A 19,288-nucleotide genomic window follows, 5' to 3' on the forward strand; every position below is an offset into this window, starting at 1 on the left:
CGCGCGCCGCTGGGCAGCGGTCGCCGTTGTCAACGCGCTGCGCCCGGCTGGCAACTCATCTAGTGTCGGACCGTCCGCGTTCTAGTCCGTTTCGTCGGAAAGATTCCGAGATGGGTGTGCGCACCTGGATCGAGGGCTGGCCGGTCTATCGCCAGCTCACCGGCACCGATCCGCTTGGCCGGGGCGCCGCGGCCAAGTCCGCGCGCTCCACGTCGCTGACCGCCCGCACTGAGACCGCCGATTCGGTGGCCCGCTCGGTCTGCCCGTACTGCGCGGTGGGCTGCGGGCAGCGGGTGTTCGTCAAGGACGGGCAGGTCTCCCAGATCGAGGGTGACCCGGACAGTCCGATCTCCCGTGGTCGGCTCTGCCCGAAGGGGTCGGCCAGCAAGAGCCTGGTCACCAGTCCGCTGCGGCAGACCAAGGTCCGCTACCGCCGGCCGTACGGCACGGAGTGGGAGGACCTGGAGCTCGACGTGGCGCTCGACATGATCGCCGACCGGGTCCTCGCCGCCCGTGACGAGACCTGGGAGGACGTCGACGACTCCGGTCGGCCGCTGAATCGGACGTTGGGCATCTCCAGCCTGGGCGGGGCGACGCTGGACAACGAGGAGAACTACCTCATCAAGAAGCTGTTCACGGCGATGGGGGCGCTCCAGATCGAGAACCAGGCCCGGATTTGACACTCCGCCACCGTCCCCGGTCTGGGGACCAGCTTCGGTCGTGGCGGCGCGACGGACTTCCAGCAGGACCTGATCAACTCTGACGTCATCGTCATCCAGGGCTCCAACATGGCCGAGGCGCATCCGGTGGGCTTCCAGTGGGTGATGGAGGCGAAGAAGCGCGGCGCCAAGGTCTTCCACGTCGACCCGCGGTTCACCCGGACCAGCGCGCTCGCCGACACGTACCTGCCGATCCGGGCGGGCACCGACATCGCGCTGCTCGGCGGCGTGGTGCGGTACATCCTGGACAACGAACTGGACTTCCGTGACTACGTGGTCGCCTACACCAACGCGGCGACGATCCTCACCGAGGGCTACCGCGACACCGAGGATCTGGACGGGTTGTTCTCCGGCTTCAAACCAAACAACGCCAGTTACGACCAGGCGAGCTGGCTGTACGAGGGGCACGAGCCCATCGGCGCGGTGCGCGACACGGAGACCCAGCGGGAGACCGCGGCCGGGTTGGAGCACGAGTCGCACGGCGCACCGATCGTCGGGCAGGCCGAGCGGGACGAGACGCTGCGGCATCCGCGCTGCGTCTACCAGATCCTCAAGCGCCACTATGCCCGCTACACCCCGGAGATGGTCGAGCGGGTCTGCGGCATCCCGCCGGAGAAGTTCCTGGAGCTGGCGCGCGCCTGGACGGAGAACTCCGGCCGGGACCGGACCAGCATGCTCGTCTATTCGGTGGGCTGGACGCAACACAGCGTGGGGGTGCAGTACATCCGCATCGGCGCGATCATCCAGCTGCTGCTGGGTAACGTGGGCCGCCCGGGCGGCGGGATCATGGCCCTGCGGGGACACGCCAACATCCAGGGCTCGACGGACATCCCGACGCTGTTCAACCTGCTGCCCGGCTATCTGCCGATGCCGCACCACGCCGACCACCCGACGTTCGACGACTGGATCGAGAGCATCCAGCATCCGGGCCAGAAGGGCTTCTGGGGCAACGCGAAGGCATACGGGGTCAACCTGCTCAAGGCGTACTGGGGTGACGCGGCCACGCCGGAGAACGACTTCTGCTACGGCTACCTGCCGCGGATGACCGGCGACCACGGGACGTACCAGCAGGTGCTGAACATGATCGACGGCAAGGTGAAGGGCCACTTCCTGCTCGGCCAGAACCCGGCGGTCGGCTCCGCGCACGGCCGCGCGCAGCGGCTGGGCATGGCCAACCTGGACTGGCTGGTGGTCCGCGACCTGTTCATGATCGAGAGCGCGACGTTCTGGAAGAACGCCCCTGAGATCGAGACCGGTGAGCTCGTGACCGAGCGGTGCCGCACCGAGGTCTTCTTCCTGCCCGCCGCCTCGCACGTCGAGAAGGAGGGCACGTTCACCCAGACCCAGCGGCTGCTGCAGTGGCGGGAGAAAGCCCTCGACCCGCCCGGCGACTGCCGCTCCGAGCTGTGGTTCTTCTACCACCTCGGCCGCATCATCCGCGAGCGGCTGGCGGACTCGACCCGGCCGCGCGATCGGGCGCTGCTCGACCTCAACTGGAACTATCCGACGCACGGCCCGCACGCCGAGCCGAGCGCCGAGGACGTGCTGCGCGAGATCAACGGTTACGAGGTGGCCACCGGCCGGCCCCTGTCGCTGTTCACCGAGATGAAGGACGACGGTTCCACAGCCGGCGGGTGCTGGATCTACTGCGGGCTGTTCGCCGACGGTGTCAACCAGGCTGCCCGCCGCAGGCCCGGCTCGGAGCAGACCTGGGTGGCCCCGGAGTGGGGCTGGGCCTGGCCGGCCAACCGGCGGATCCTCTACAACCGTGCCTCGGCCGATCCCGATGGTAAACCGTGGAGCGAGCGGAAGAAGTACGTCTGGTGGGACGAGGGAAAGGGCGAGTGGACCGGCTACGACGTGCCGGACTTCGAGAAGACGAAGCCGCCGTCCTATCGGCCGCCCGAGGGAGCCACTGGTGTGGAGGGGCTCGCCGGCGACGACCCGTTCATCATGCAGGGCGACGGCAAGGGCTGGCTGTACGCGCCGACCGGGGTGCTCGACGGGCCATTGCCCACCCACTACGAGCCGGCCGAGTCGCCGGTGAGTAACCCGCTCTACGGCCAGCAGGCCAACCCGACCCGCAAGGTCTATGTGCACCCGGTCAATTCGCTCAACCCGAGCCCGCCGCAGCCGCACAGCGAGATCTTTCCGTACGTCTTCACAGTCAGCCGGCTCACGGAGCACCACACGGCGGGCGGGATGAGCCGGACGGTGACACACCTCGCCGAGCTGCAGCCAGCGATGTTCGTCGAGGTGTCGCCGGAGTTGGCGGTCGAGCGGGGGTTGACCCACCTGGGCTGGGCCCACCTGGTCAGCGCGCGCGCCGCCATCGAGGCGCGCGTCATGGTGACCGACCGGCTCACGCCGCTGCGGATCGACGACCGGATCATCCACCAGATCTGGCTGCCCTATCACTGGGGATATGAGGGCCTCACCCGAGGCGACTCGGCCAACGACCTGTTCGGGATCACGCTCGACCCCAATGTACTGATCCAGGAGAGCAAGGTCGGGACCTGCGACATCCGACCCGGTCGACGGCCGAGGGGTCGGGAGCTGCGCGACCTCGTCGCCGATTACCGGCGGCGGTCGGGGGACCTCTTCTCGCAATACCCGCCGATCGTCACCACCGGCGCTGCGGACAGCGGCGGCGACCAGGAAACCTGATCGATGCTGCATGCCAACAGCCGGTACGGCCCGGTGGACCCGGCGCCTCACGCAGGCTCGGAAGCCCCAGCGCGGATGGGGTCGACACCAGCGCCTGCATCGGATGCATCGCCGTTGTCGTCGGCCGCTGGCCGGCGACGCACTGGCACGCTCAGGCTGGTCCGCTACCAGGATGCGGGCCAGCGGGCGCGGCGCCGAAGCGGGCGGCGAAGGCGGCGTACACCGGACCATCGGCCCGGTCGAGCACCGCGAAGCTCACCTGGTCGAACCAGCCGGCCGCGTCGGCCAGGGCCAGCGCGAACGCCTCCGCCACGGTGGCCGGGTCGTTGCGGAACACTCCGCAGCCCCACGCGCCGAGCACCAGCCGCCGGTGTCCGTGCGCCGCGGCGACCGCGAGGACCCGGCGCGCCCGGGTCCGCAGCACCGGCGCCACCCGGTCGATGTCGGCGGGCTGGTTGCGCAGCACCGCGCCCCGATTCGGCGCGGCGGCGGTCAGGAAGGACACCTCGTGGGCGGCGTCGAGCAGTCGGCCCTTGTCGTCGCGGAACACCGGCACCCGGGGCGAGTGGATGACCCGGTCGCTGTAGAGCAGGTCGCGCTGCTCCCGGTGGAACTCGTAGAACGCGCCGACGGCGGTGAGGCAGGGGAAGAGCGCGGAGGCCCGCGCAATGCTCTCCTCCTGAGCCTGCGCCCCGGTACGGAAGCCGCCGCCCGGGTTCTTCGCCGAGGCGAAGACCAGCGCGGCGACGTCCCCGTCCTCGGCGAGCCGCCGGGCGGCCACCAGGGTGCTCTCCCCGGTCACCTCGACGGCCGGCGCGCCACCGCCGGTCGGGGGTGTGGGCAGCGGGTCGGCGGGCAGGTGCAGCCGGGTGCCGGCGACGGCGGCACGCACCCGGCCCGCGAGGTCGACCCGTGCGCCGGCGGCGTTGCGGTAGTGGCCGGCGTCGAGGATGTCCAGGGTGTCGCGGGCGATCGCCCGCAGCCGCGTACTCATGACCGCCGATTGTGCGGCAGCGGCGTGGGTGGCGACGACCGGTTATCGGGCCGGCAGGTGCTGGACGAGCTGGATCGGGTTGCCGTCCGGGTCGGCGGTCCAGGCGATCAGCAGCCGGTCGAGCCAGATGTGCGGCGCCGCGAGGGCGGGCGCGCCGTCGCCGGTGACCTTCTCGTACGCGGCGGCGGTGTCGTCGGTCCACAGGACGACCGCCGCGCGCTGACCCGACGGGACGGGGGCGAGGCCGTGGTCGTTGCGGGTGGAGTCGACCGACGCGATGCCGATCCGGTAGCCGTCGAGGGTGAGGTCGACGTGGATCGGCTCACCCTCGGTGGGCACCCGGAACGTCTCGGTGAACCCGAGCCGCGCGTAGAAGGCGGCCGCCCGGGTGACGTCCTCGCTGAACAGGATGACCTGCGGCGTGCGGAACATCGACACCCGTGGACCATACAACGGCCGCTCGGGGGGTCAGTCCGGCAGGCGGGGCATCTCCAGGCCCGGGTCGCGGCCGAGCAGCACCGCCCGGGTCAGCGCCGCCGACCCGAACCGGTCCCGGACCGCGTCCACCGCGGCGTCGAGGTCGGCGCCGGGATCACGGTCGAACGGCAGCGGCGGCTGCTCGTGCCCGTCGTCGAGGTTGCCGACCGACACCCCGATCAGCGTGACGCCCCGGGCGTCGATCTCCGGCAGCGCCGTCCGCAGCAGCGCCCGCGCCGCCGCCAGCAGCGGCCCGGTCTGTGCCGTCGCCTTGGCCAGGGTGTGCGAACGGGTCGCCCGGGTGTAGTCGCCGAACCGCAGTCGCAGCATTACCGTGCGGCCGGTCCGCCCGGCGGCGCGCATCCGTCGGGTCACCCGGTCGACGAGCCCGGCCAGGACGGCGTCGAGGTCCGTGGGGGAGTGCGGCTCCCGACCGAGGGCGTGCTGCGCGCCCATCGAGGACCGCCGCCGGCCGACCTGCACCGGGCGCGGGTCGCGGTTGTGCGCCAGGGCGTGCAGGTGCCGACCGGCGCCCGCGCCGAGCAGTGACACGAGGGTCGCCTCGCCCAACCGGGCCACCTGACCGACGGTACGGATGCGCCGGTCGCGCAGCTTCGCCGCGGTGACCGGGCCGACGCCCCAGAGCCGCTCCACCGGCAGCGGGTGCAGGAACTCCAACTCGCGGTCCGGCGCGACGACCAGCAGCCCGTCCGGCTTCGCCACCCCGCTGGCCACCTTCGCCAGGAACTTCGTCCGGGCCACCCCGACGGTGATCGGCAGGCCGACCCGTTCCCGCACCTCGCGGCGCAGTCGCACGGCGATGTCGCGCGGCGGGCCGGCGAGCCGGCGCAGGCCGCCGACGTCGAGGAACGCCTCGTCGATGGAGAGCCCCTCGACCAGGGGACTGGTCCCTCGGAAGATCTCGAACACGGCCCGGCTCGCCGCCGTGTAGGCCGCCATCCGCGGCGGCACGACGATCGCGTCCGGGCAGAGCCGCCGCGCCTGCCGCCCGCCCATCGCGCTGCGTACCCCGAGCGCCTTCGCCTCGTAGCTGCACGCCAGCACCACGCCACCGCCGACGATCACCGGCCGGCCGCGCAGCCGTGGGTCGTCCCGCTGCTCGACCGACGCGTAGAACGCGTCCAGGTCGGCGTGCAGGATGGTGGCGTCGCCCGACACGAACACATGTTCGCATGGCGGGCTCGCCGTACTGCGCTGACCTGCCGAAATGGTGACTGCCGGAGGCCTTCCTCGAGCCGGTCGGGCGGCTCGGGCCGCGACGCGCGGAGGCCGGGGTCCTACGATCGGCGCATGGCGATGTACCTCGTCACGCTCCGGCGGTCCGGCCCCCGGTGGGACCCGGCGCGGCCGGTGGAGGAGCAGCTCGACTGGTCGGCACACGCCGCGTTCATGGACGGGCTCGTGGCGTCGGGCTTCGTCGTCCTCGGCGGCCCGTTGGCCGACGAGCGCCGCGTGGCGCTCGCCGTCGAGGCCGAGTCGGAGGGCGCCGTGCGCGCGACGCTCGCGCGTGATCCGTGGAGCGGTTCGCACCTCGAGGTCGACACCGTCGAGCCGTGGACCGTCCGGCTCGACGGGCGCCGGCCCGCGTAGGGACGAGACCGCGGACGGGCGCGGAGCGCCCACCGCTGGAGACGTCGCCCCCGAGCGTCGACGACGATGTTCCATTTCCCGCACGCACCGCCACCGGATCGCAGACAGTGGGAGCGAGGCCGGGCGGGGATCGGGTCGACGTCGCCGGTCCGCCGGTGGCGGCGCCGAGCGGGTGGAGGTGGCATGACCGGGTTGCGTACCGACCTGTACGAGCTGCGGATGGCGGCCAGCTACCTGCGCCGTGACATGGTGGAAGCCGCCACGTTCAGCCTCTTCGTCCGCCGGCTGCCGCCCCGGCGCGGCTTCCTGGTGGCCGCCGGGCTGGCCGAGGCGCTGGCGTTCCTGGAGACCTTCTCCTTCGACGACGACGAGTTGGGCTACCTGCGCGACGTCGTCGGTCTCGACCAGCCGACCGTCGCGGCGCTCGCCGGGCTGCGCTTCACCGGGGACGTCCGGGCCGTGCCGGAGGGACGCGTGGTCTTCGCCGACGAGCCGCTGGTGGAGGTGACCGCGCCGATCGCCGAGGCGCAGCTGGTGGAGACCGGCGTGCTGAACCTGATCACCTTCCACACCACGGTGGCCAGCAAGGCCGCCCGCTGCCGGCTCGCCGCCGGGGACGCGGAGCTGGTCGACTTCGCCTTCCGCCGTACGCACGGGCTCGAGGCGGGGGCGGGGGTGGCGCGGGCGTCGGCCATCGCCGGCTTCGCCGCCACCAGCGACGTCGAGGCCGCCCGACGCTACGGCCTGCGACCGTCCGGGACGATGGCCCACTCGTACGTCGAGGCGTTTCCCGACGAGCGGGCCGCGTTCCGCGCGTTCGCCGCCGACTTTCCCGCCAACCCGATCTTCCTCGTCGACACCTACGACACGCCCGCCGGCGTACGGGCCGCCGTCGACGTCATCACCGAGCTCGGGGTGACCGGGCCGCTCGGTGTCCGGCTCGACTCGGGCGATCTGGCCGACCTGGCCGAGCAGACCCGCGCGATCCTGGACGGCGCCGGGCTCACCCAGGCGAAGATCGTGGCCAGCGGCAGCCTCGACGAGGACCTCATCGCGGCCCTCGTCGCACAGGGCGCACCGATCGACGCCTACGGCGTCGGCACCCGGATGGGCGTCTCCTTCGACGCCCCGTCCCTGGACAGCGCCTACAAACTCGTCGCCTTCGGCGACCGGCCGGTGCTCAAGCTGTCGCCCGGCAAGGCCACCCTGCCCGGCCCCAAGCAGGTCTTCCGTGACCCCACCGGGGCGAGCGGCGACGTGGTCGGGCTGCGCGACGAACCGCCACCGGCGGGCCGCGAGCCGTTGCTCGTGCCGGTTATGCGCGGCGGAGTTCGCGTCGAGGCCGCCGATCCGGCCGGTGAGGTGCAGGCCGCGCGCCGCCGGTTCGACGCGGACCTCGCCTGGCTGCCCGAGGCGGCGCGCCGGCTGGCCGACCCGACCCCGCTCACCGCGACGGTCAGTCCCGGCCTCACCGAGCTGCGGGACCGGGTGACCGCGCAGGTGGGGCGGGCCGGCGCGTACTGATCAGGCGGCAGGTGCGACCCGAGGCAGCAGCCGAACCGTGGCGTGGCCCCCGCCAACCCCGACCAGGCCGTAGGTTGACGCCATGACCGCCGCGGTGGATGTGTTGATCGTCGGTGCCGGCCCGACCGGCCTGGCGTTGGCCGCGCAACTCGCCGCGGACGGCGTCCGGCCACGCCTGATCGACCGCAGCCTCGACCGGGTCCACGAGTCGCGCGCCCTGGCGATCCAGCCGCGCAGCCTGGAGGTGCTGGCGCGGTTCGGCGTCACCGACCAGCTCATCGCCGAGGGCAACCCGGCGGTGCGGCTGCACCTGCACGTCCGGAACCGGGTGCTGACCCTGCCGATGTTCGACCTGGGCCTGGCCGACACCGCCTACCCGCACCTGCTGTTCCTGTCCCAGGCCGAGACCGAACGGGTCCTCGCCGAACACGTGCGGGCCTCGGGCGTGACCGTCGAGCGCGGCGTGGAGCTGGTCGACCTGCGCAGCACTACCGACCAGGTGACCTGCCAGCTGCGCCACCGCGACGGCCGGGAGGAGACGGTCGGCGCCCGGTACGTGGTCGGCTGCGACGGCGCGCACAGCGCCGTTCGCCGCGACGCCGGGATCGCCTTCGAGGGCAGCTCCTACCCGCAGACGTTCGTGCTGGCCGACGTCGAGGCCGACGGTCCCGCCACCGGGGCGGCGCACGCGTTCCTCTCCGATACCGGGATGCTGCTCTTCTTCCCGCTCGGCCGGCCGGCCAGCTGGCGGCTGCTGGTGATGCGACCACCGGCCGACCCCACCCCACCGGACGCGACGGTGACCCTCGACCAGGTGCAGACGCTCGCCGACGGGTACACCGGCGGGACCGTGCGGCTGCACGACCCGGTGTGGATGACCAACTTCAAGCTGCACCACCGCGCCGCCCGGCACTACCGGGCCGGGCGGATCCTGCTGGCCGGCGACGCCGCGCACATCCACAGCCCCGTCGGGGCCCAGGGGATGAACACCGGCATCCAGGACGCGATCAACCTCGGCTGGAAGCTCGCCCACACCCTCCGCGGCGGCGCGGCCGGGCTGCTGGACACCTACGAACCCGAACGCGCCCCGATCGGGCGGATGGTGCTGCGCTTCACCGACCGGGCCTTCACCATCGCCACCTCCACCAACCCGCTCGTCCGCTTCGCCCGTACCCGCCTCGCCCCCGCCGTCATCCCGCTGGCAGCGCGGGCCCGGGCCGGCCGGGCGTTCGCCTTTCGCACGGTCGCCGAGCTCGACATCCGGTACCGGCGCAGCCCCCTGTCGGTGGAGGGGCCGCGCCCGCCCCGGCGCGGGCCCCGGGCCGGCGACCGGCTGCCCGACGGGCCTGTGGTGCGCGACGGGCGATCCGCGACATTGCACCAGGTCACCGGCCCGCCGGGCTGGCACCTGCTGCTGTGCGGGCCGGGTCGGGCCTGGGCCGCCGAACGGGTCGAGCAGCTGTGCCGAGGCCGGGGTCTCACGGTCCACCGCCTCGGCCTCGGCGACGAGCCCGGCACCCTGCACGACCCGGATGGCCGCGCCCTGCACCGGCTCGGCCTTGGCGCCGACGCCGCCGCGCTGTACCTGGTCCGACCGGACGGCCACATCGGTTTCCGATCCGGCGCCGAGGGCTGGACCGCGCTGGTCGGCTACCTCGACCGGTGGCTCCCACCCTCCTGAACAGCCCGTACCCTCAGCGGCGGCGCGGAGGCCACCGACCGGACCCGGCAGAACCGGACGGGTTGCGTCTCCGGTAGGGGGAGGCGCGAGGGTGGGGGCATGAACGGCGACACGCTCTACTCGATCGGTGAGCTGGCCCGGCGGACCGGGCTGACGGTCAAGGCCATCCGCTTCTACTCCGACCGCGGGATCGTGCCGCCGACCGGCCGCAGCCCGGCCGGGTACCGCCGCTACGACCTCGACGCCCTCGCCCGCCTGGAGCTCGTGCGGACCCTGCGCGACCTGGGACTGGACCTGACCACCATCCGGAAGGTCGTGGACCGGGAGATCTCGCTCGCCGAGGTCGCCGCGGCGCACGCCGAGGCGCTCGCGGTGCAGATCCGCACGCTGCGGCTGCGGCGTGCGGTGCTGACGGCGGTGGCCAGGCGCGGGTCGACCCCCGAGGAGATGGATCTCATGCACCAGCTGGCCAAGCTCTCCGAGGAGGAGCGCCGACGTCTCGTCGGCGAGTTCCTCGACACCGTCTTCGGCGGCCTGGACGCCGACGCCGGATTCGTGGGGATCAGGCGCTCGATGACCCCCGAACTGCCCGACGACCCCGGGGCCGAGCAGGTCGAGGCGTGGGTCGAGCTGGCCGAACTGTCCCAGGACCCGGATTTCCGCGCGCGCATGCGACGGATGGCCGAGCAGCACGCGGCCGAGCGCGCCCGGGGCGACGGCCCGGTCGTGCGCCGCGACGCCGCCGCGCTGGTCCGTGACCTGGTCGGCCCCGCCCTGGTGGCCGGCCTCGATCCGGCCTCGCCCGAGGCCGATCCGGTCGTCGCGGCGGTCACGGCGCGGTACGCGCAGCTCTCCGGTCGTCCCGACGACGTCGACGTGCGGCGCCGGCTGACGACCCTGCTGGAGACCGCGAACGACCCGCGCCGGGAGCGGTACCTCCAACTGCTCTCGGTGATCAACGGCTGGACGGCCCCGGAGAGTCTGGCGCCGGCGCTCGACTGGTTCATCCGGGCCCTGCGCGCCCGGATTCCGCGGTAGCGCCGTGAGCGGGCCGGCCACCCGCCTGCCCGGGTCAGACCCCGCGGGCGCGGGGCCGGCCGGTGGACCGGCGCGACAGCGAACTCGGCGCGTTGACGCCCGCCTCGTCGCTCACGCTGACCCCGAGCCGCTCGACCAGTTCACCACCGAGCCAACCGGTCACCCCGGCGAGCAGGATCCCCGCGAAGCTGCAGATCAACGCCAGCGCGTTCGGATCCCAGTTGTCGGCGGCGCGCCGCAGCAGCCAGCTCACCGCGAACAGCAGCAGGACCACCACGTTGCCCAGACCGTGCGCCGCGCCGACCCGCTTGGCCCGCGTACCGCTGGGGATGGCCCGCCAGTCGATCAGGCCGAACACCGCGGCGATCAGGCCGCCGACGATGCCGGCGCCGATCGTGTACGCGGCGGAGATCTGGAAACCCGGCCGGTCGGTGATCAGGTACAGGATGTCGAAGATCACCGAGGTGGCGAGCAGGCCCAGCGGGAACACGATCAGAATGGGGTGGATCCCGTGGCCCATGGCCTTCGCGCGACTTTCCATGGCAGCACTCCTGTCTCCCCCCAGGTGCCGCCGGATTCCCCGTCCCGGCGGCACTACACCTGCGGGTGATGCCGACGTCCCGCCCGGGCCGGTCAGCGCCGGTGGCGGGTGGCGAACGCCTGCAGCGTCGGGCGGCGGACCACCGCCACCCGATCCCCGCGCGCGCTGATCGACGTCCGCCCGCCGCGGCGGCGCCGCACCGTCAGGTCGACGGTGGCCCCACCGACCTGCACACCCTCCAACCTGAGGTCGGGCAGCCACTCGGGCAGGTGCGGATCCACGAAGATCGTCCGCAGCGACGCGGCCGGGCGCAGCGCCAGCAGCGCCTGCACCAGCGCGATGATCGAACTGGCCGACCAGGCCTGCGGGGAGCACGAGTTCGGGTACACGCCGGGGTGCGGGTGGGCGGCGTCGCGGGGCAGGCCGCTGAGCACCTCGGGCAGGCGGTGCTCCTCGAACAGCGCCGCCGCGGCGAACATCCCCTCGGCGAGCCGGTGCAGGTGCGGCCAGCAGCCGTACCGGGCCAGCCCGAGGCCGATCGTGCCCGCCTCCACCGGCCAGACGCTGCCCCGGTGGTAGCTGAACGGGTTGTACGCCGGATGCTCGGCCGACAGCGTCCGCACCCCCCAGCCGCTGAACATGTCCGGCGCGAGCAGCCGGCCGGCGACCACCGGGGCGACCCGCGTCGGCACGATGCCGGTGGCGAGCAGGTGCCCGTCGTTGGAGTTGACCGAGCGGACCGGGCGCTTGTCCGGCCCGAGCGCCATCGCGTAGCAGCCCCGCTCGGGCAGCCAGTACGCGCGGTGGAAGCGGCAGCGCAGGGCGTGGGCCCGGGCCAGCAGGGCGGCGCCCCGGGCGGGGTGACCGGCCGCGGTGAACACCACGGCGCCGTGCCGCAGCGCGGCGTACCAGTAGGCCTGGAGCTCGCTGGTCGCGATCGGGTTGGGCACCACCCGCCCGTGCTCGTCGACGATGGCGGTGTCGGAGTCCTTCCACCCCTGGTTCTTCAGCCCCGCCCGAGAGCGGCAGTGGTACTCGAGGAAGCCGTCCCGGTCGATGTCGCCGTACCGCTCGATCCAGGCCAGGGCGCGCCGCGCCGTCGGCAGCAGCTCCCGTACGGTGCGCAGGTCACCGGTCCAGGCGAGGTACTGCCCGAGGAAGACCAGGAAGTCCGGCGCGGTCGACCAGTCGCCGTAGTAGCCGGCGAACGGGTCCAGCCCCAGCACGGAGACCGGTCCCCGGCGGGCCTCGTGCAGCGGCTTGCCGGGCTCCTCGTCCCGCCAGTCGTCGATCCGCCGCCCGAGGTGGCGGGCGTTGAGCCGGAGGCTGTCGGCCAGCATCGTCGGCCCGGCCAGCAGCGCCTGCCAGGACGCGGTCATCGTGTCCCGCCCGAAGATCTCCTGGTAGATCGGCAGCCCCGCGATCGGCGCGGTCGGGCCGGCCGGCTCCCCGAGCGGCAGCACCGACAGGTCCTCCACCGCGCACCGCCAGGCGGCCGTGACGTCGAAGTTGCTGCTGCTCAGCCGGGTCAGCTCACCGGCGAGCCGGGCGCGCGCCGCCCCGGCGGCGTCGGCCGGCTCGGTGAACGTCGCCGGCGGCGCGACTAGCCGCTCCCCGTCGAAGACCGGCTCCACCACCACGTCCAGCCGGACGGTGCCGCGCGGCGGCACCACGACCTCGACGGCGAAGGCGCCGTCGGCGTACCGGACGGGGACGCCGTCGGCGCGGACCCGGACGGCCACCGCGCGGTCGATGTCGTCGCGCAGGTAGCTCAGCCGCAGCTCCCCGGTCGCGGCGTCCCAGCTCGTGCCGACGCCGCCGACCTGCAGCCGGCGGCCCTGCTCCGCCTCGCCGGTGTCCGCGAAGTCGGCGCCGAGGCGGAGCTCCACCGCCATCCGCAGCGGCTGCGGGGCGTAGCTGGCCACGGTGAGCCGGGTACGCAGCCCGTCGCCGACGAACCGCTCCGTCAGCAGGTACGCCGCCCGCGACGGCAGCGTCTCACCGTCGCCCAGCTCGGCGTAGGAGAGCTGGGCGTGTCCCTGCACGTTCGCCGTGCTGAACGGGACCGGCTCGCGGCCGTCGACAATGATCCGTTCGACGCTGAGCACCCGGGTGTTGCGGGCGAAGAAGCCCTGCGGGTCGGTGCCGGTGATCCGGCCCCGCACGTCGGTGACCAGCGTGCTCCACCCGCTCGCCACGTACAGCAGGTCGGGCCGCACCCGCAGGTTACGGACCCTGGTCATCGCGCACGCGGCCGTCGGTCACCCCGCGCCGGTACCCCTTTGCCGCGCCGGTACACCCGGATCGTGGGGGTCGCCCGTCAGGGCTCGGTGCGGGCCCGGGCGCGGACGAGCAGCTCGAGGGCGATCGCGATCGCCACCGCCTCCACCGCCAGCAGGGAAAGCAGGATCAGCAGCTGGGTCGCCCCGGCCTGGATCGGCCCCGCCCCGCCGAGCAGCACCCCGACGAACGCCCCCGGCAGGGTGACCAGCCCGACCGTGCGGGTCTGGTCCAGCGCCGGGATCAGGGCCTGCCCGGCGGCCGGCCGGCAGATCTCCAGCGCGGCGTCGCGGGGGAGCAGCCCCAGGGCCAGTCCCGCCTCGTACTCGCCGTGCCGGGTGCGCAGCTCGTCCAGGGTCCGCCGGCCCGCCAGGCTCGTCGCGGTCATCGCGCCGCCGATCAGGATGCCCGCCGTCGGCAGCACCACCAGCGGCGTCGCGGGCAGCGCCCGGCTGGCCAGCAGTACGCCGAGACTCGGCGCCACCCCGGCCGCGATCGCCAGCGGGGCGACCCGGGCCGGGCAGCCGGCCCCGATCCGCCGGCGCGCGGTGACGCTGGCGACCGCGTACATGAGGAGGATGAACGCGCCGGTGCTCCACCACTGGCGCAGCACGGCGACGATGACCAGGGAGACGACGCCGAGCTGGACGGTGGCCCGGGCGGCGGCGCCCAGGATCGCGCGGGCCCGGCCCAGGCCGCTCAGCCGGAGCACCGCGGCGCCCGCGAGGGTGAGCCCGAGCAGGGCGGCGACCAGCGCCGGTCCGATCGGTACCGCGCCGCCGGTCATCGCCGCCCCGCGGACCGGGCCAACCGCTCGTCCCTGATGTCCTCCGCGCCGGTCACCTGCGGATCTTATGCGCGCCGCCCCGGACCCGGGCCGGATCGGGCGCCGGCCGGCCGCCGGGAGGCGCCGGGTTCCGGGACGAAGGTCTACGGCAGCGCGAGTACCGCCAGATGACCCAGATGATCCGACGCCCAGCGGCCGTCGGGGGTCTGCCGCTCCGTGCCGAAGACCTCACTCGCCACCGGTACGACCACGCCACGGACCATGACCATGTCGATCCGGTGCTCGACGTCGTCGGCCGGCTGGGTCAGGTCGTCGCCCAGCCCCGCGGTGTATCCGGGCTCGCCGGGGTGCAGGATCGGCCAGGTGTCGACGAGTCCGCCGGCCACCAGGGTGAAGTAGGCGATCCGGTTGTTCGGATCGGGCAGCTCGGGACCGGTGTTGAGATCCCCGACGAGGATCACCCGGCCGGGTACGTTCAGCGGGCCCCGGAGCAGCTCCTGCGCCTGCAGCACCCGGACGCCGGGGTGGAAGGCCTCCAGGTGGGTGTTGACGAACCGGAACGCCCGGGTGCCGAGCACCGCGTCCACCGCCGTCCAACCGCGCGTGCTCGTGGCGGTGCCACCGGTGGCCGCGAGCGGGAACACCAGGTTCTGGACGAAGTTCCCCGATGACGTGTCGGTCACCTTCACCCGGCCGCCGTGGCGGACCAGGACGACGTCGCGCATGGTGAGCCGGACATCCACGTTGTACGGCGCGCCGGCCGGGGCTTCCAGATCCGCCTCGTCCTGCACCACGGCGACGTCGTACGGGTGACCGGACGCGGCCAGTTCGGCCGTCAGCAGCGCCAGATAGTCGTACCGGACCTCGGTGGCCGGGGCCGGGTCACCGATCCGCCCGGTACGCCAGAGCGCCACCTCCTGCAGGCCGACCAGGTCAGGCTTGCGCTCGCGGATCTCCTCGGCGAACAGCGCGGCCCGGGCGGGAAAGTCGACCAGGTCCACGTGGCCGAGCAGGGCCGAGTTCGCGGCCAGGAACGCCGGCAGCGTCGGCGCGCCGATCGACGGCGTGAGGTCCCCGCCCAGGTAGAGGTTGCGGGTCATCACGGCGACCTCGGGCCCGGCCTCCGCGTGCGCGGGCGGGGCGAGGAGCCCCAGGCTGGCCACCACGAGGGCGGCGGTGACCAGCCGGGTCAGTTGCCGGCGCTGCGTGCGTCTTCTGCCGTCCATGCCTCTGGTCCTCTCCGGCGGGGTCCGCTTCGGCGGGAAGCCTGCGTACGGTAACGCCGGGAGGGCCACTGTGGATACCGCCGTTCGGGCGACCTCTCCCCTGGTCGCAGCGGATCAGGACTGGGGCTGACTGATGTTGACCAGCCAGCCGATGCCGAACCGGTCGACGCACATGCCGAACTCGTCGCCCCACATCTGCTTCTCCAGGGGCATCTGCACCGTGCCGCCGCCGGACAGCTGCTCCCAGTAACCCCGCAGCTCGTCGGCGTCGTCCCCGCTCAGGCTGATCGCGATGTTGTTTCCGACGGTGCGCTCCATCCCGGGTGGGGTGTCGGAGGCCATCAGCGTGAACCCGCGGTCGGTCTCGAGCATCGCGTGCATGACCCGGTCGGCGAGGGCGGGATCTGGGTTTCCGAACTCGCCGAAGGTGTTCAGCGTCAAGGTGCCGCCGAACACCCGCTGGTAGAACTCCATCGCCTGCCGGGCATCGTCGGTGAAGCTGATGTACGGGTTGAGACGAGACGTCACAGCATCCTCCTCGGTCCTGATCAGGCTCATCGTGGCAGAGCGGCCGAGGGTGAACAACGAGACTCGCGGATCGCAACCGAATCAGGTCGGGGCGGCGGCGCGCCGAACGGCGCGGTGGGGGCGGCGCCGTTGCCGCCCCCACCGCACCCCGCCGGTGCGCCGTCAGTCCACCTGGAACGACTGACGCACCACACCGCCCACCAGAGCACACCAGGTGGTGGTGCTGACCTTTCCGTTGGTGTCCAGGCCGTGCAGCTCCTGCAGGTCCTGGAGCGCCTTCTTGGTCGCGTAGTCGTACTCGCCGGTGATCGCGACGTCGGCGTAGCCCTTGGAGTTGAGCATGAACTGCACCGCGCTGACCGGGATGCCGGTGGCGTCCTTGTCCAGCTCCGGCGCGAGGGTCTCCCAGGTCGGCGCGGTGAGCGTGGCGTCGATGTCGACCGGGATGCCGTTGCGGGCCTGCCAGTCCTGCACGGCCGCGACGGTGGCGGCGTCGAAGACACCGGTGACCGGCACGGTGTAGCCGCGGAAGGTGAGCAGGTACTGCGCGACGCGGACGACCGGGCCGCCGACGAAGCGCCAGATGTCCGGCCAGCGGCGGGCCGGGACGTCGGCCAGGTCGGTGCCGAGCTTCGCGAAGACCCGCCGGCGCAGGGCGGGGAACTCCCGGTAGAACATCGCGCCCGGGCAGAGGGTGGCCCGGAAGTCCCAGTGGCCGAAGATGTCGTGGGCGTGCAGGCCGTACTGCTCGCAGACGGTGGTGCAGAGCTTGACCAGCGAGTCAAGCAGCTGCTCCGGCGGGGTCTCGGTGACGTAGGTGCCCTCGTTCTCGATGCCGATCGCCCGGCCGTTCTCGCCGGGGCAGTGCGCCGAGATCATCTGGCGGTCGCCGGCCTGCAGCCGCTCCAGGCTGCCGTGCCGTCCCTCGAGGACGTGACCGCCGCGGCTGACCGTGAAGTGCTGCCCGGTGTCCGACCAGTGGTTGACGTCCAGGTGCAGGTCCTGGCAGTCGCGGGCGAGCTGCTTGGCGTGCTCCTCCGAGTAGTCGGTGCTGTTCGGGAACGCCATGTGGTGCACGATGATCTTGTTGGTGGCGATCGCGCTGATCGACAGCGGGTCCGCCGGCGGGCGGGCTCCCCACTCGTCGCAGCTGATGATCCAGTCGAGGTCCGCACCCGGCGCGGCCTGCGCGGCGGCCGGGAAGGCGAGTTCGGTCCCGACGACCGCGACCGCGGCGGCGCCGAGGCCGGCCCGCAGCAGCGTACGGCGGTCCAGCTCGGGGTGGTTGAAGAGCATGTCGTCTCCTTCGCGGCGGGCGAGGATCAGCAGTGAAAAGGAACTTCAGAAGCCGCGCGTGAGACGGAGGATATTGCCACGGATGCGCGAAGCGCTAGGGGCGACGGCGACAAGAATCAATCCGTGTCCGCCCGCCGCCGTCCAGGTCGGAGGGTTGAATGCGAACCAGTGTGGTCAACCCGGACGGTGGCGGGTGCCGTCACCAAGAGGCCGCCGGGAAGAACGAAGAGACCGAACTTCGGCGTTCTGGCCGCACAGCATTGCGGGACCGCAATGCTGCACGTATGCGAGACGTAGCTGATGTGCCGATCGTGGGCGGACCGGCCGACGGACGTACCGCGACCGTCGAGCTCGACGAGCGCGGTGGACCGCCGGCCGAGTTGCATCCGGGCGAGGTCGACGTTGTGGGCGACGGCCTGTACGTGCGCGAACCGGTCACCGGCTCCGGCCCGCCGTGGACCTATCACTGGCAGGCGGCGACCTCGTAACCGCAGGGGCAACCCACGAGAGGTCGCCTAGTGGCCCCGCTCGAGGAGTCGCTTGAGATTCTGGTAGCTGGTCGGTGCGGCGTGCCGCGCCTGCCGGCGCACCAGCGGCACCAGCGGCACACCGAGCCCGCGGCCCTCGAAGTCGAGCGTGAACGTCACTCGGGACCGGGTGCCGTCCTCGATCGGCTCCACGGTGATCGTGGCGTGCGGACGGATGGGCCCGTCGATGCCCCGGGCCGCCCAGCTGTGCGGCGCCTCGTTCTGGGTGATCTGCTGGCTCATCGTGCGCTCGGCTCCCCTGATCCTCCGGATGGTGGTGAACCGTGAGCCGTCGAGAAGGCGCACCCGCACCACATCGGGCTGCCACTCGGCGAACCGCGAAGGATCGGTGGCGTAGGCGAAGACCTCGTCCGGTGGACGCGCGATCTCGATCGTGGAAACCAGTGGTGCCATCGCCCCTCCTTGTTACCGGTGCGTGCTCGCAGCCGTCAGTGGTAAGACGAAGAGCGCGGCGAAAGGGTAACGGTGGACGATTTCGAGGCGCATCGGCGCCACCTGCACGCGGTGGCCTACCGCATGCTCGGCTCGCGAACTGAGGCCGACGACGCGGTTCAGGAGGCGTGGGTGCGGACGGCCCGTGCGGACACCGGCGAAGTCCGGAACACCCGCGCCTGGCTCACCACCGTGGTGACACGCGTGTGCCTGGACATGCTGCGGTCGCGCACGGCACGTCGTGAGGTCTCCCTCGCCGCACCGTTTCCCCTGGACGGTTCGGACCCGGAGCAGGAGGCGGTGCTGGCCGACTCGGTCGGGCTCGCCCTGCTGGTCGTGATGGACACGCTGACGCCGGCGGAACGGATGGCGCTCGTCCTGCACGACATCTTCGCCGTGCCCTACCGGGAGATCGCACCGATCGTCGGGCGCTCGACCGACGCGACGAAAATGCTCGCCAGTCGCGCCCGTCACCGGGTGCGGGCCGCCGAACTGCCCGACACCGATCCGGCCCGTCAGCGGGCGGCCGTCGATGCCTTCCTGGTTGCTGCGCGCAAGGGCGACTTCGCGGCGCTGCTCAACCTGCTCCACCCCGATGTCACCGTTTCCGCCGACGGTTTTGCGGCACCCTCCCCGGGCCCGACACACGTGCGCGGTGCCCGTGCCGTCGCCCGGCAGGCACTGCTGTTCTCGCACCGGGCCGAGCACGCCCACACCGGGCTCGTGAGCGGTGCGCCGGGAATCCTGGTGACACCCCGTGGACGTCTCGTCACGGTCATGACCTTCACGATCTCCACCGACAGGATCACGGCGATCGAGGTGATCGCCGACCCGCAGCGCCTGGGCCGGCTCTCCGTGGTTGGAAACGTTTTCGTAACGAGCCCTTGACCTGACCGTCGGCTCAGGCGCAGACTCCCGGAAACGTTTACAGCAAGCAGG

Annotated in this window: 16 protein-coding genes and 1 pseudogene; 7 read left to right on the top strand and 10 right to left on the bottom strand. The window is 72.7% G+C overall.

Annotated features, from left to right (window positions below):
- Positions 1-110: 110 nt before the first annotated feature.
- Positions 111-3,374 (top strand): annotated as a pseudogene (gene fdh / locus EV384_RS20545) (formate dehydrogenase); the annotation flags it as partial.
- Between the two features lie 163 nt (positions 3,375-3,537).
- Here fdh and EV384_RS20550 read toward each other — a convergent pair.
- The 3 genes from EV384_RS20550 to dinB are packed head-to-tail and all read right to left on the bottom strand — an operon-like array spanning position 3,538 to position 6,036.
- A complete protein-coding gene (locus tag EV384_RS20550; RefSeq protein WP_130335698.1) occupies positions 3,538-4,380 on the bottom strand; it encodes a TIGR02452 family protein in 843 nt (280 codons plus the stop codon).
- A gap of 42 nt (positions 4,381-4,422) precedes the next feature.
- A complete protein-coding gene (locus EV384_RS20555; RefSeq protein ID WP_242624509.1) occupies positions 4,423-4,812 on the bottom strand; it encodes a VOC family protein in 390 nt (129 codons plus the stop codon).
- A 36-nt stretch (positions 4,813-4,848) separates the two neighbouring features.
- Positions 4,849-6,036, bottom strand: coding sequence for a DNA polymerase IV (dinB, locus tag EV384_RS20560; RefSeq protein ID WP_130335702.1), 1,188 nt, complete (start codon positions 6,034-6,036; stop codon positions 4,849-4,851).
- 132 nt (positions 6,037-6,168) lie between these two features.
- Here dinB and EV384_RS20565 point away from each other — a divergent pair, with 132 nt between their 5' ends.
- From EV384_RS20565 to EV384_RS20580, 4 genes are all read left to right on the top strand, one after another.
- Entirely contained in the window at positions 6,169-6,468 is a 300-nt protein-coding gene (locus EV384_RS20565) for a YciI family protein (protein ID WP_130335703.1), read from the top strand.
- 183 nt (positions 6,469-6,651) lie between these two features.
- Entirely contained in the window at positions 6,652-7,992 is a 1,341-nt protein-coding gene (locus EV384_RS20570; RefSeq protein ID WP_130335704.1) for a nicotinate phosphoribosyltransferase, read from the top strand.
- Positions 7,993-8,074: 82 nt separating this feature from the next.
- The gene (locus EV384_RS20575; protein ID WP_130335705.1) at positions 8,075-9,673 is read left to right on the top strand and encodes an FAD-dependent monooxygenase; all 1,599 of its coding nucleotides are present in this window, start codon (positions 8,075-8,077) and stop codon (positions 9,671-9,673) included.
- 99 nt (positions 9,674-9,772) lie between these two features.
- Entirely contained in the window at positions 9,773-10,711 is a 939-nt protein-coding gene (locus EV384_RS20580; RefSeq protein ID WP_130335706.1) for a MerR family transcriptional regulator, read from the top strand.
- Between the two features lie 34 nt (positions 10,712-10,745).
- Here the strand turns inward: EV384_RS20580 and EV384_RS20585 are convergent, their stop codons facing one another.
- From EV384_RS20585 to EV384_RS20610, 6 genes are all read right to left on the bottom strand, one after another.
- A complete protein-coding gene (locus tag EV384_RS20585; RefSeq protein ID WP_130335707.1) occupies positions 10,746-11,252 on the bottom strand; it encodes a DUF2231 domain-containing protein in 507 nt (168 codons plus the stop codon).
- Between the two features lie 92 nt (positions 11,253-11,344).
- The gene (locus EV384_RS20590) at positions 11,345-13,495 is read right to left on the bottom strand and encodes an amylo-alpha-1,6-glucosidase (protein ID WP_130335708.1); all 2,151 of its coding nucleotides are present in this window, start codon (positions 13,493-13,495) and stop codon (positions 11,345-11,347) included.
- Between the two features lie 77 nt (positions 13,496-13,572).
- A complete protein-coding gene (locus tag EV384_RS20595) occupies positions 13,573-14,319 on the bottom strand; it encodes an ABC transporter permease (RefSeq protein ID WP_130335709.1) in 747 nt (248 codons plus the stop codon).
- 143 nt (positions 14,320-14,462) lie between these two features.
- Entirely contained in the window at positions 14,463-15,545 is a 1,083-nt protein-coding gene (locus EV384_RS20600; RefSeq protein WP_130335710.1) for an endonuclease/exonuclease/phosphatase family protein, read from the bottom strand.
- A gap of 114 nt (positions 15,546-15,659) precedes the next feature.
- Complete coding sequence (locus EV384_RS20605) at positions 15,660-16,073, bottom strand: VOC family protein (RefSeq protein ID WP_130335711.1); 414 nt, start codon at positions 16,071-16,073, stop codon at positions 15,660-15,662.
- Positions 16,074-16,235: 162 nt separating this feature from the next.
- Positions 16,236-17,369: a peptidoglycan recognition protein family protein gene (locus EV384_RS20610; RefSeq protein WP_130335713.1), complete on the bottom strand. Its 1,134-nt coding sequence runs from the start codon at positions 17,367-17,369 to the stop codon at positions 16,236-16,238.
- 158 nt (positions 17,370-17,527) lie between these two features.
- On the opposite strand from EV384_RS20610, the gene EV384_RS20615 reads away from it, so the two are divergent.
- Positions 17,528-17,857, top strand: coding sequence for a hypothetical protein (locus EV384_RS20615; RefSeq protein WP_130335715.1), 330 nt, complete (start codon positions 17,528-17,530; stop codon positions 17,855-17,857).
- Between the two features lie 27 nt (positions 17,858-17,884).
- On the opposite strand, the gene EV384_RS20620 is transcribed toward EV384_RS20615, so the two are convergent.
- Positions 17,885-18,310 (bottom strand): SRPBCC family protein, encoded by a 426-nt coding sequence (locus EV384_RS20620; protein WP_130335717.1) that lies wholly within the window; start codon positions 18,308-18,310, stop codon positions 17,885-17,887.
- Between the two features lie 72 nt (positions 18,311-18,382).
- On the opposite strand from EV384_RS20620, the gene EV384_RS20625 reads away from it, so the two are divergent.
- The gene (locus EV384_RS20625) at positions 18,383-19,237 is read left to right on the top strand and encodes a sigma-70 family RNA polymerase sigma factor (protein ID WP_278045622.1); all 855 of its coding nucleotides are present in this window, start codon (positions 18,383-18,385) and stop codon (positions 19,235-19,237) included.
- Positions 19,238-19,288 lie beyond the last annotated feature (51 nt).

It is taken from the genome of Micromonospora kangleipakensis (assembly GCF_004217615.1).
GTDB classification, from domain to species: Bacteria; Actinomycetota; Actinomycetes; order Mycobacteriales; family Micromonosporaceae; genus Micromonospora; species Micromonospora kangleipakensis.